The sequence below is a fragment of the Synechococcus sp. R55.8 genome, assembly GCF_047461895.1.
GTDB lineage: Bacteria > Cyanobacteriota > Cyanobacteriia > Thermostichales > Thermostichaceae > Thermostichus.
Genome location: NZ_JANSIB010000023.1, coordinates 1 through 11930, shown reverse-complemented (window position 1 = coordinate 11930; position 11930 = coordinate 1). Strand labels below are relative to the sequence as shown.

Below are 11930 nucleotides of genomic sequence, written 5' to 3'. Positions count from 1 at the left end.
TAGAATCCAGGCCAGCGAACAGCCATTCTCAAGCTGGCTGCACAGTTACTTGAACTTCCAGGCTTATGACTTCTTCTCCACAGATCTCGCGTCGCCGCCGGTTTTTGTCCTGGGTGCTGGGGTTGTTGCCCACCCTTTTGCTGGGAAGCTCCTCTCCCGCTCTGGCCCGACCCCCCATTCAGATGGGCTACAGCAATTGGGCAGGTTGGTGGCCGTGGGCCATTGGAGAAGAAGAGGGCATTTTCAAGAAAAATGGGGCCAACGTGCAGTTGCGCTGGTTCGATGGCTACATTGAGTCGATGGAAGCCTTTGCCGCCGGACAACTGGATGCCAATACCCAAACCCTGAACGATACGCTCTCCTTCGCGCCGAAATCTGTGAATGGTCAGGTGGTGGTGCTGGTCAACGACAACTCGGCAGGCAACGACAAGATCATCGTCCGGGAAGGGATCAACACCATTGCCGACCTAGTGGGTAAGCGGGTGGCTGTGGAAGAAGGCGTGGTGGGTGACTTTCTGCTGACGCTGGGGCTGGAGCGGGAGGGATTTTCCCGCGACGATGTGATCATTGTGCCCTTGGAAACCGGAGCCGCCGCCGCTGCTTTTGCTGCCGGTCAGGTGGATGCGGTGGGAGCCTTTCCGCCCTTTTGGTTGACAGCCCTGGAGCGCCCTGGAAGTAAGGAGCTGTTCTCTTCGGCGGAGTTCCCAGGGGCCATTCCCGATTTGTTGGTGGTCAGCCAAAAATTGATTGACGAGCAGCCGGATCAGGTGCAGGCTTTGGTGAATAGCTGGTTCGATATTCTGAAGTTCATGGAGGAGAACCCGCAGCGAGCCGACGAAATCATGGCCAGACGTGCCGGTGTCACCCCAGAGGAGCTGCAACTGTTCAAAGATGGCATTCGTTTCTTCACCATAGAAGACAACCTAAAAGCCTTCAGCCCCGGCGAGGGAATGCAGCACATGCCCTATGCGGCCAGACAAATGGTGGACTTCATGGTGAGAGTGGGCTTCATCTCGGAGGGGCCCAAGGATCTGGAGGCATTGTTCGATGACCGCTTCGTTCGCGCCTATGCCGAGTCGGTGGGTGTTAGACGGTGAGAGATATCCGGGATCCCTTCATGGGCCACCAGTGAGGTAAGGTACGATGCTGACTGCTCCGGCTGAATCGCCTCCACCCACCCGCCCCAGTCTGCCCCCGACGGTGTTTTGGCGCATTGCCGAAGAGATCCCGCGCCCCTTGGCCTTGCTGCTGACGGCGCTATCGGTGCTGGTGCCTTTCGGCTTGTGGTGGGGCCTATCGGTCTCGGGGTGGGTACCGCCGCGTTTTTTGCCTTCTCCCCCTTCGGTATGGGCGGCCCTGCTGCGCCTGTGGCGAGACGGCCTGCTGTGGAAGGATACCTTGGCCAGCTTCAGTCGGGTTAGCAGCGGTTTTCTGTTGGCAGCAGTGGTGGCGACCCCCATCGGCATTGCCATGGGCACCTTCGCCAGCATCCGCGCCTTGATCGAGCCGATTAGCGGCATCTTTCGCTACATGCCCGCTCCTGCCTTCACCCCGCTGTTGATTATTTACTTGGGTTTGGATGAGGCCCCCAAGATCGGGTTAATTTTCATCGGCACCGTTTTCTTCAACATGCTGATGATCATGGATGCGGTGAAGTTCATTCCCAAAGAGCTGATCGAGGCCACCTACACCTTGGGGGGGCGGCGCTGGCAGGTGTTGCTGCAGGTGATCACTCCATACATCACCCCGAACATTCTCGACACCTTCCGCGTCAACATGGCTGCCTCTTGGAACTTGGTGGTGGTGGCAGAATTGGTGGCCGCCAATGAGGGTTTGGGTAGGCGGATCCAGCTAGCCCAGCGCTTCTTTAGAACCGACGAGATTTTTGCGTGCTTGATTGTGTTGGGGCTGATCGGCTTTCTGCTGGATTGGCTGCTGCGACGCTTGGTACGTTTGACCTGTCGTTGGGCCTTTTTATGAGGTGGTGTCGTGCATTTGGAAGTGGTCGGCCTGAGCAAATCCTTCCCCACCCGTCGTGGACCTATCTTGGCTCTGGATGGGGTGAATTTGCATGTGGAGTCGGGGGAGTTTGTCTGTGTGGTGGGGGCTTCCGGCTCTGGTAAAACCACCCTACTGCGCCTGATTGCCGGGTTGGAGCAGCCTAGCCGAGGATCCATCAGCGTCGATGGGGAGCCGGTGATTGGGCCGGGAGCGGATCGGGGAGTCGTGTTCCAGTCCTACACCCTCTACCCCTGGATGACCGTGGCGGAGAACGTCGGCTTTGGCCTGAAATTGCAGGGGGTAAAACGGCAGGAAAGGGAAGCCCGTGTGGATTATTTTCTGGAGATCGTCGGCCTGGAGCGTTTTGCCAAGGCTCTGCCCAAGCAGCTTTCGGGCGGTATGCAGCAGCGGGTGGCCATTGCCCGAGCTCTGGCGGCCCAGCCGAAGATTTTGCTCATGGATGAGCCTTTTGGCGCTTTGGACGTGCAAACCAAGGAGACGATGCAGGAGTTTTTGCTGGATCTCTGGCAGCGCACGCGCACCTCAATTTTGATGATTACCCACGATGTGGAAGAGGCCGTCTTTCTGGCCCAGCGCATCTATGTACTCACGTCCCATCCTGGGCGGGTGAAACGGGAGCTCCGGGTTGATTTCCCCAGTCGGCGCGACTACAGTCTCAAGCGCACTTCTTCCTTCCAAGAGGTGAAGGACGAGATCTTGGCTCTCCTACGAAACCAGAAAGGGATCCCGTTGAGCGACGCTGCGCCCGCGGGCTGATCAGGCAAACACCACCGTTTTGTTGTGGTACACCAGCACCCGATTCTCCAGGTGATACCGCACTGCCCGTGCCAGGACTAGGCGTTCCATGTCGCGGCCTTTGCGGACGAGGTCGGCAACGGTATCGCGGTGACTGACCCGCACCACGTCTTGCTCGATGATCGGCCCTTCGTCCAGATCTTCGGTGGCATAGTGGGCAGTCGCGCCGATGATCTTCACCCCCCGTTGATGGGCGCGGTGGTAGGGGTTGGCTCCGGCAAAGGCGGGCAGGGTGGAATGGTGAATGTTGATGACCGGCGGGGCTTGGCGGAGCAGCGACCCACTCAAGACCTGCATGTACTTGGCCAACACCACCAGGTCAATTCGATATTCCTGCAGGAGAGCGAGCTGACGGGCTTCGGCTGCGGCTTTGCCCTCTGGAGAAACGGGGATGTGGTAGTAATCGATACCGAAGGAGCGGGCCACCGATTCCAGTTCGGGGTGATTGCTGATGATCAAGGGGATCTCGGCGGGCAGTTCTCCCGCCCTTTGCCGCCAGATCAGATCCAAAAGGCAGTGGCTTTGCTTGCTGGCCCACAACGCAATGCGACGGCGAGTGTCGGAAAAATGCAGTTCCCAGTTGGCTTGGATCCCACGGGCAATACCCGAAAAGGCGGGGACAATTTCCCCTCGCTCCAGTTGGAAGCCCTGCAAGTCCCACTCGATGCGGCTCAAGAACAGTCCTGCCTCGGGATCCGTATGGTGATCGGCGTGAATGATGTTGCCGCCGTAGCTGTAGATGAAGCTGGAGAGCTTGGCTACCAGCCCTTTTTGATCAGGGCAAGATACCAACAGGGTGGCACTGGGCATCGGTAGACAACAGCCTCAACTTTGTGGGGACTGGCTCTCCCCAAGAGCAATCCATTCTCAATCTACCCGGTTGATCTCTTCCAATAGCCAGGGATCCACCGGCTGGCCATCCCAACGCTTTAGGTCGATGCGAATCCACATCGCCGCAGAAGAGCCGGCAGGGGGCAGTTCCTGGTGAAACGAGATCTCATAGTCAGACGGGTTTTGGCCATGCTGCCGCAGCCAGGTCTCCACCTTAGCAGGAGCAAAGTAGGACTGCCCTTGCTCGAACAGGCGCGTGATTTCCAGGCCGAAGCAAAGGGGGTTGAAGCGGGCCATAGGTTAGGCAGCGTCTGCTGTTTGAGCGTCGTCGGCTGCGGATGGGACGGGATCCGTCTCTGGGGGGGGCGTATCGGCAACTGACTCGGTGACTGCTGTTCGGGAAGCCTTGGGAGGGGCAGCAGCCGTTGTCCCGCGGGTGGCTTTCTCCAGCTCTTGGGCCTCTTTGTTCAGTTGCGCCTCGAACTCTCTGGAAGCATCCTGCAGGCTGCGCAGGGTTTTGGCCAGCGTGCGACCAATCTCCGGCAGTTTGCGGGGCCCAAAAACCAAGAGAGCCACCGCAAAGATGACCAACATTTCCGGCAGTCCAACACCCAAAAAATTCATGAGCCTCGGCAGAGTACGGTTTGGTCGGGATCCCTTCGCCTCCCTAGAGTGACATTTTCTTGCCGCGGACTGCAAGTAACTGCCGGCTCTCCTCATCCATTCTGATGGCTTTGGTTGGCTTTGGTGTTCTCCTCTCAGCTCATCTGGGCCCACCTCTCCCTGGCCGGCCAAGTCAAAATGGTAAGATCGCATCATTAATCAATGTTCTTCATTGGCCTAGGCTTGCCCATGCTCCAAACCCTACAAAAGCTCCTCGGGGATCCTAACGATCGGAAGATCCGGCAGTACCGTCCTGTCGTCAAGTTGATCAACTCGCTGGAGATCGAGATCGCCTCTCTTTCGGATGCGGAGCTCAAGGCCAAGACCACAGAGTTTCGCCAGCGCTTGGACAGAGGAGAATCTCTGGACGATCTCTTGCCGGAGGCGTTTGCCGTGGTGCGGGAGGCCGCCAAGCGAGTTTTGAACTTGCGCCATTACGACGTACAGCTCATCGGCGGCATGGTGCTGCACGAAGGCCAGATTGCCGAAATGAAAACCGGCGAGGGGAAAACCCTGGTCGCCACCCTGCCTGCCTACTTGAACGGCCTGACTGGGAAGGGGGTTCACATCGTTACCGTCAACGGCTACTTGGCGCGGCGCGACTCGGAGTGGATGGGGCAGGTGCACCGTTTCTTGGGCCTGACGGTCGGTCTAGTGCAAGAGGGCATGTCACCCGAAGAAAAGCGCCGCAGCTACAACTGCGACATTACCTACTGCACCAACAGCGAGCTGGGCTTCGACTACCTGCGGGACAACATGGCCACCGATATCAAGGAGGTGATGCAACGGCCCTTTAACTACTGCATCATCGACGAGGTGGACTCAATCCTTATCGACGAGGCCCGCACTCCCCTGATCATCTCCGGTCAGGTGGCTCGCCCCTCCGAAAAATACCTGCGGGCAGCCCAGGTGGCGCGGGAGCTGATCCGAGATGAACACTATGAGGTGGATGAAAAAGCCCGCAACGTCATCCTTACCGACGAGGGGTTTGAAGCCGCCGAGCGGTTGCTGGGGGTCTCTGACCTGTTTGATCCCAAGGATCCCTGGGCGCACTTTGTCTTTAACGCGGTGAAGGCCAAAGAGCTCTTCATCAAGGATGTCCACTACATCGTCCGCAATCAAGAGGTGGTGATCGTGGACGAGTTCACCGGGCGGGTGCTCCCCGGCCGCCGCTGGTCTGATGGGCTGCACCAGGCGGTGGAGGCCAAAGAGGGGGTGCCGATTCAAAGCGAGAGCCAAACCCTGGCCACCATCACCTACCAAAACCTTTTTCTGCTCTATCCCAAGCTTTCCGGCATGACGGGCACGGCTCGCACTGAGGAGGCCGAGTTCGGCAAAACCTACAACCTGGAAGTTACGGTGATCCCCACCAACCGACCCATCCGCCGCAAAGATGCCCCCGACTTGGTGTACAAGACCGAAAGGGGCAAGTGGCAAGCGGTTGCCGAGGAAATTGCCCACATGCACGCCCAGGGGCGCCCCGTCCTTGTGGGCACCACCAGCGTGGAAAAATCCGAACGCCTCTCGGCCATGCTCAAGGAAATGGGGATCCCCCACAACCTCCTCAACGCCAAGCCGGAAAACGTGGAGCGGGAGGCGGAGATCATTGCCCAGGCGGGGCGAAAAGGCGCTGTAACCATTGCTACCAACATGGCCGGTCGAGGCACGGACATCATCTTGGGAGGCAATGCGGAGTACATGGCCCGCCTCAAGCTGCGGGAACGGCTGATGCCCAAGCTGGCTCAATTGGACGCCGACAACCCCTTGGGATCCGTTCAGATGGTGGGACGGGGGGGTGGCCAGGGATTTGGTGGGACAGCACCCAAGCCGAAAAAATCCTGGACGGTGGTCTCCCCCAATTTTTACCCCTGTGAGCTGTCGGCCCGCACCAACCAAGCTTTAGACGAAGTGGTGGCAGCAGCCGTGACCAAGTATGGGCTGAACCGTCTGCCAGAGCTGGTGGTGGAGGATCTCATCGCAGTAGCTTCCGAGAAAGCGCCGGTGCAGGATCCGCTAATTTTGCAACTGCGGGAGGTTTACAACAGCATCAAAGCCGAGTACGAAAAAATTACTGAGGCCGAGCACGAAGAGGTGGTGAGGCTGGGGGGCCTGCATGTGATCGGTACGGAGCGCCATGAATCCCGCCGTATCGACAACCAGCTGCGGGGCCGCGCCGGGCGACAAGGGGATCCCGGCTCCTCGCGGTTTTTCCTCAGCTTGGAAGACAACCTGCTCAAGATTTTCGGTGGCGAGCGGGTAGCCAAGCTCATGGACATGTTCCGGGTGGAGGAGGATATGCCCATCGAGCACCCGCTGCTCAGCAGCAGCCTGGAGAATGCGCAGAGAAAAGTGGAAGTATACTACTTCGACATGCGCAAGCAGGTGTTCGAGTATGACGAGGTGATGAACAACCAGCGGCGGGCCATCTACTCAGAGCGGCGGCGCATCTTGGAGGGGGAAAACCTCAAGACCAAGATCCTTGACTATGTGCGCAAAACCGTTGGCGAGATCGTGCGAGCGCATGTCAACCCAGAGCTGCCCCCGGAAGAGTGGGAAATTGACAAGCTGACCGCCAAGATGCAGGAGTTTGTGCCGCTCCTGAAGCAAAACCTCAAGGTTGAAGACCTGCAGGATCTCTCCTACGAGCAGATCTTGGACTACCTGATCAAGCAGGCAGAACTGGCCTATGAGGCCAAAGAGGCTTTTCTGGATACCTTTGAGCCCGGTTTGATGCGCAAGGCAGAGCGCTTTTTCCTGTTGCAACAGGTGGACACCCTCTGGCGGGAACACCTGCAGCAGATGGAGGCGCTGCGGGAAGCTGTGGGCCTGCGAGGCTACGGTCAGAAGGATCCCCTGATCGAGTACAAGAACGAGGGCTACGAGCTGTTCCTGGAGATGATGGACAACATCCGCCGCAACACGGTGTACAACCTATTCATCTTTACTCCCCAAATTGTGCAAGTGCCCCAGGCATCGCGACCGGCTCCGGCACCCACTGCGGCTGCCAGCCCTGATCCCAGCTCTGCTTCAGGGGTGGTGGAAGCCGATTTCACGGAAGAATAATTGGCGTAGAGAGAAGTCAGCGGGGGAGGAGGATCTGTCGTAATGCCTCTTTCAGTTGTGGGTACTGGAAGGTAAAGCCCATCTGCAAAGCCGCTTGCGGGATCACTTTCTGCCCCGTCAAAACCACTTGAGCTGCCTCGCCCAACAGCAGTTCCAACGCCAGCTCCGGCACAGGCAACCAAGAGGGGCGACCCAAGACCTGGCCTAAGGTTCGGCAAAACTCTTCCATCTGCACCGGGTTGGGAGCGGTGGCGTTGAACACTCCGGATCCCTGCTCCAGCAGGAAGCAGACCAAGCTCACCCAATCCTCGCGGTGGATCCAAGACAGCCATTGTTTGCCGGAGCCGATCGTTCCGCCGATAAAGAACTGAAAGGGGGCCAGCATCTGCCCCAGCGCTCCTCCATCCGGACCCAACACAATCCCCGTGCGCAGGATGGCCAAACGGATCCCCAATTCCTCAACCGGCCGGGCGGCAGCTTCCCAGGCCTGACAGACTCCTGCCAGAAAATCTTGGGCTGGGGGATCCGTCTCTGTTAAGGGTTCTCCTGCCGGATGGGATCCGTAGTAACCCACCGCCGAGCTGCTGATCATCACCTGGGGCTTTTGGTTGAGGGAGGCGAGGGCTTGGACAAGGGCCTGGGTGGTTTCCACACGGCTACGACGGATTTCTTTTTTCTTGGTCTCTGTCCAGCGAGAAGAAGCCAAAGGCTCTCCGGCCAAGTTGACAATCCCCTCGTACCCTTCCAGGGCGGCTGCCCAGGCTTGCGGTTGGTAGGGATCGTAGGGCAGCAGCTTGAGGTTGGGGGATTCCCCCAAAATGCGGCGGGCCTGCTCCAGGCGGCGGGTCAAGACCAAAACCTGATCCCCTTGCTCCAGCAGACGGGCCACCAAGCGACGCCCGATAAAACCACTCCCCCCCGTGATGGCAATGCGCATGATGTGGATCCGACTTGCATCTGCACAAGCCCTGTGCCGCCCTTGTCCTTTGAACGGTGCAGAGCCTTTCCGCTATTCGAACCTCTAGCCTAGCGCGTTTCCTGCCCCGCGTTGGCCATTGCCTGGGATCCCGCCATCCGTTTGCTGAGCTTGGCGAAGTGGCAGAGCCCAAGAAAGCCCAAGAATAAAAATGTTTTGCGGCAAAGCCTGACACACCTGGAAAAATCGGCTTCAATAGGCCCTAGCTGCGCTTCTTGGCAGCAGAGGTGGTTCATCGTCCCCCTATTTTCTTCCCTTCACCCGTGACACCCAAGTCTTCTTCCCGTACCCCGGCTCGCCACGTGTCTATGCGTGCAGAGCAGGTTGCTGGGCCGCGGCTGGACATCTCTGTTGCTCCACGAGTGCATCGCTCCCAAGGGCAGGGATCCCTGGTTCGGGCAGGGTTTCCCTCCTCTCTCCCAATTTCCGGTCGGCGGACGATCCCTGTCCAGCGCTCCCGCCGGCGCGGACGGCAAGAACCTGGCCACGAGCCTCAAGTCTGGGAGATGGCCTGTCACATCGGGGTGAATGTCTTGTTTACGGCGGCTGCCCTCAGTGGTTTGTATCGCCTCTTGCCGGTGCAGTTGGCTCAGCACCACCGGCTCCAGGTTCTGGAGCGGCATATCGAGGTCTTGTCCACTCGGATTTCTCGGCTGCAGGAGGGGGTGGATCGAGGTATGGATCCCTTGCAGCAGGAGGCCCTGATCAAGGAACGGCTGAATCGGGTGCCACGCAATCAAATTCAGGTGCGTTTGGTGGATCCCAGTACCTGGGTGGCGGACGACGAGAAGAACACCCACCCTTCCTGGATCGGGCAGTCCACCCAGCCGTCTGCCAGGCCGTAGGCTGCCTCTGCCTAGGCTTGTTTGAGAAGCAGGGCCACCTCTTTGGCAAAGTAGGTGAGGATGATATCGGCGCCAGCCCGCTTCATGGCCAGTAGGGATTCCAACATCACTTTTTTGCCGTCGATCCAGCCTTTTTGTTCGGCGGCTTTGATCATGGCGTACTCGCCGCTGACGTTGTAGGCAGCCACGGGCAGATCCGTCGATTCCTTAACTCGGTAGATGATGTCCAGGTAGGCCAGGGCCGGCTTCACCATCACCATGTCCGCCCCCTCGGCCTCGTCCAGCTCCACCTCTTTGATGGCTTCCCGAGCATTGGCGGGATCCATTTGATAGCTTTTCTTGTCTCCCGATTTGGGCGCGGATCCCAGGGCATCGCGGAAGGGGCCGTAGAAGGCAGAGGCATATTTGGCAGAATAGGCCAGGATCGCCACATCGGTATAGCCTTGGTCGTCCAGGGCCTCCCGAATGGCGCCGACGCGACCGTCCATCATGTCCGAGGGGGCCACAATGTCGGTTCCCGCCTCTGCTTGGGAGAGGGCTTGCTTGACCAAAACTTCCACCGTCTCGTCGTTGAGGATCACCCCATCCCGCACAATGCCGTCGTGGCCGTCGCTGTTGTAAGGATCCAAGGCCACATCGGTTACCACCAAAATCTCGGGAATTTCCTGTTTAATCCGCCGCACCGCCCGCTGGATCAAGCCCTCTGGGTTGAAGCACTCCTGCCCGGTGGGATCCTTTTTCTCTTCCGGCACCACCGGGAACAGGGCCACCGCCGGGATCCCCAATTGAGCAGCTTCTTCCACCTCCTTTAGCAGCAGGTCTAGGGTGTAGCGGTAGCAGCCGGGCATCGACTCCACTTCCTGCCGCTGGTTCTCCCCCTCCATGACAAACAGGGGATAGATCAGATCCTGCACCCGCAGGTGGGTTTCCTGCACCATCTGGCGGAAGGCCTCTGTGCGCCGCAGCCGACGGGGACGGTAGATCAGGTCTTGGCTCATGAGAGCAGGGGGAAAGAGGGCGTTTCTATTTTGCCATGAGGTCGGTAGGGGCTGAGTTGGTCGTCCGGCGAGAGGCGACATCGGGGGCAGAGGGAAAATGCCGAGCCAGCCAGCGGCGAAGGGTCTCTTTTACCGCTTCGGCTTGGCAGTCGTGTAAAAGATCGTGGCGGGACTGGGGAAAATCGTGGATTTCTCCCTGGGGCAGCCGACGGGCAAAATCCACAGCTCCGGCAGGATTGACGACGATATCGGCAGAGGTGTAAAGCAGCAAAACCGGCAGGCGGAGCCGATGGGCTTGGTCGAGGCAGCGCTGTCCACTGCGCACCAGTTCGGCTGTAAATCTGGCCCGCGTCACACCGCACATGTAGGGATCCGCCGCAAAGGCGGCTTGCTGCTCGGGTAGGGAAGTCACCCGCGCCGGCTCGTAGAGGCCGGTCAAGGCCAACTGGGGAATAACCCTGTCCAAAACTTGCAGAAGGGCGTGGGTAAAAGGGGTGAAATAGTGGTCGATGCGAAAAGCCGGAGAGATGAGAACCAGGCCCTGCACTTGGTCGGGATGGGCGAGGGCATATTCCGTAACCCAGTTGGCCCCCGCGCTGTACCCGCACCAGATCTGCGGGATCCCTTTCTGCGGCCAGACCTGCTGGGCGATCCTCTCCAGATCCGCTTGATATTGGCTGAAGCGGTCGATCCAGCAGCGGATCCCGCCGGAGCGACCAAATCCCCGCATGTCGGGAGCCAAAACCTCCCACCCTTGAGCAGCCAACTCGCCGGCCAAAGGGCAAAACCCGCCGCCGTGATCCCCTTTACCGTGCAAAAGCAACACCCGTCCGCAAGGGGATCCCTGGGGCCAGTGGTGCAGAAAAGCCGGGATCCCATCGGAAAGCGGCAACTCCTGAGGCCGATAGATCCCCGACGCAGTTTGCGGCTGAGTTTCCGACCGCCCATCCAGAGCCTCTAAGTCACCTAACCGATCAAAAGGCATGGGCAAATCCAACACACGTCCGGCAAGACCCGGCAAAGCCACAAATCCTATCTTCCTATGTCCCGGTCGCCCGCGAGCGTTGCTGCCGCTGAGGAGTTGCAATCTTTGTTTCCAGTCCAAAATATTTCTTAACAATCTCTGCTCTTGCCGGGGATCCCCAACATGCCGGGCTTTGCAGCCTTTTCTGAGGATGGGATGAAAGGATCTCTCGGGGGGAGACTGGGGCCATTTGCGGGAAAAAGGCCCTCTGAGAGGTATGATGTTGTGAAGAAGTTTTGCGGGGTCTCAGGTTTGACGGGATCCCCTCTCTGGGGTGGTTCGCCCTTGCTTTACCATTGCCTTAGCGCCTCATCGGTTCATTCAGTCGGAAACGGGTTGCTGAAACTATGCTGTTACTGAAAATCTCTGTTTACGCGGTTGTCATCTTTTTTGTGGGGCTTTTTGTGTTTGGTTTTTTGAGCAACGATCCCTCCCGTAACCCCAACCGTCGAGACCTGGAGTAGGGGATCCCGCCTTGGGCAGCTTGCGAACTCCAGTGATAACTGGCTCATCGCTTGAGGGAGCATGCCTCTGGCCCTGTTTTTGCCGAACCTTGCTGGTTGCCCTAGCTATGGGAGAACGGATGCCCAGGGAGCTCCTGCTGGCGGGGTAGCGACAAAGTTGCTGCTGGTCATGGGTTGCAGCAGCGGTGAGCGAGATTCAGCTAGAAATCGCAGGAGCCCCGCACTGTACCCGTAGGGTCAGTGTCGGGA

At 58.8% G+C, this 11930-nt stretch carries 12 protein-coding genes; 6 read left to right on the top strand and 6 right to left on the bottom strand.

Annotation, left to right across the window (positions count from 1 at the left end; all coding sequences use genetic code 11):
- Positions 1-65: 65 nt before the first annotated feature.
- Genes NW829_RS03910 through NW829_RS03900 form a run of 3 tightly spaced genes read left to right on the top strand, consistent with a single transcriptional unit; the run spans position 66 to position 2778 of the window.
- The gene (locus NW829_RS03910; RefSeq protein WP_414409266.1) at positions 66-1097 is read left to right on the top strand and encodes an ABC transporter substrate-binding protein; all 1032 of its coding nucleotides are present in this window, start codon (positions 66-68) and stop codon (positions 1095-1097) included.
- A gap of 46 nt (positions 1098-1143) precedes the next feature.
- A complete protein-coding gene (locus NW829_RS03905; protein ID WP_414343731.1) occupies positions 1144-1980 on the top strand; it encodes an ABC transporter permease in 837 nt (278 codons plus the stop codon).
- Positions 1981-1989: 9 nt separating this feature from the next.
- Positions 1990-2778: an ABC transporter ATP-binding protein gene (locus NW829_RS03900; RefSeq protein WP_414416474.1), complete on the top strand. Its 789-nt coding sequence runs from the start codon at positions 1990-1992 to the stop codon at positions 2776-2778.
- Here the strand turns inward: NW829_RS03900 and purU are convergent, their stop codons facing one another.
- Genes purU through NW829_RS03885 form a run of 3 tightly spaced genes read right to left on the bottom strand, consistent with a single transcriptional unit; the run spans position 2779 to position 4272 of the window.
- Positions 2779-3627 (bottom strand): formyltetrahydrofolate deformylase, encoded by an 849-nt coding sequence (gene purU / locus NW829_RS03895; RefSeq protein WP_414416473.1) that lies wholly within the window; start codon positions 3625-3627, stop codon positions 2779-2781.
- Between the two features lie 57 nt (positions 3628-3684).
- On the bottom strand, positions 3685-3945 hold the full coding sequence (locus NW829_RS03890) for a hypothetical protein (RefSeq protein ID WP_414409269.1): 261 nt from the start codon (positions 3943-3945) through the stop codon (positions 3685-3687).
- A 3-nt stretch (positions 3946-3948) separates the two neighbouring features.
- Positions 3949-4272 carry a TatA/E family twin arginine-targeting protein translocase gene (locus NW829_RS03885; RefSeq protein WP_414416472.1) on the bottom strand — a complete coding sequence of 108 codons (324 nt, stop codon included), beginning with the start codon at positions 4270-4272 and terminating at the stop codon, positions 3949-3951.
- 228 nt (positions 4273-4500) lie between these two features.
- Between NW829_RS03885 and secA the strand changes: the two genes are divergently transcribed.
- Positions 4501-7374 carry a preprotein translocase subunit SecA gene (gene secA / locus NW829_RS03880; RefSeq protein WP_011434014.1) on the top strand — a complete coding sequence of 958 codons (2874 nt, stop codon included), beginning with the start codon at positions 4501-4503 and terminating at the stop codon, positions 7372-7374.
- Between the two features lie 16 nt (positions 7375-7390).
- Here secA and NW829_RS03875 read toward each other — a convergent pair whose 3' ends face one another.
- On the bottom strand, positions 7391-8311 hold the full coding sequence (locus NW829_RS03875) for a TIGR01777 family oxidoreductase (protein WP_414413460.1): 921 nt from the start codon (positions 8309-8311) through the stop codon (positions 7391-7393).
- Positions 8312-8658: 347 nt separating this feature from the next.
- Between NW829_RS03875 and NW829_RS03870 the strand changes: the two genes are divergently transcribed.
- Positions 8659-9195, top strand: a complete 537-nt coding sequence (locus tag NW829_RS03870) for a hypothetical protein (protein ID WP_238376986.1) — start codon at positions 8659-8661, stop codon at positions 9193-9195.
- Between the two features lie 11 nt (positions 9196-9206).
- On the opposite strand, the gene hemB is transcribed toward NW829_RS03870, so the two are convergent.
- Positions 9207-10193, bottom strand: coding sequence for a porphobilinogen synthase (gene hemB, locus NW829_RS03865; protein WP_011434019.1), 987 nt, complete (start codon positions 10191-10193; stop codon positions 9207-9209).
- 25 nt (positions 10194-10218) lie between these two features.
- Positions 10219-11178, bottom strand: a complete 960-nt coding sequence (locus NW829_RS03860; protein WP_414416471.1) for a lysophospholipase — start codon at positions 11176-11178, stop codon at positions 10219-10221.
- A gap of 386 nt (positions 11179-11564) precedes the next feature.
- On the opposite strand from NW829_RS03860, the gene NW829_RS03855 reads away from it, so the two are divergent.
- The gene (locus tag NW829_RS03855; protein WP_011434021.1) at positions 11565-11681 is read left to right on the top strand and encodes a photosystem II reaction center protein I; all 117 of its coding nucleotides are present in this window, start codon (positions 11565-11567) and stop codon (positions 11679-11681) included.
- The last annotated feature ends 249 nt before the right edge of the window (positions 11682-11930 follow it).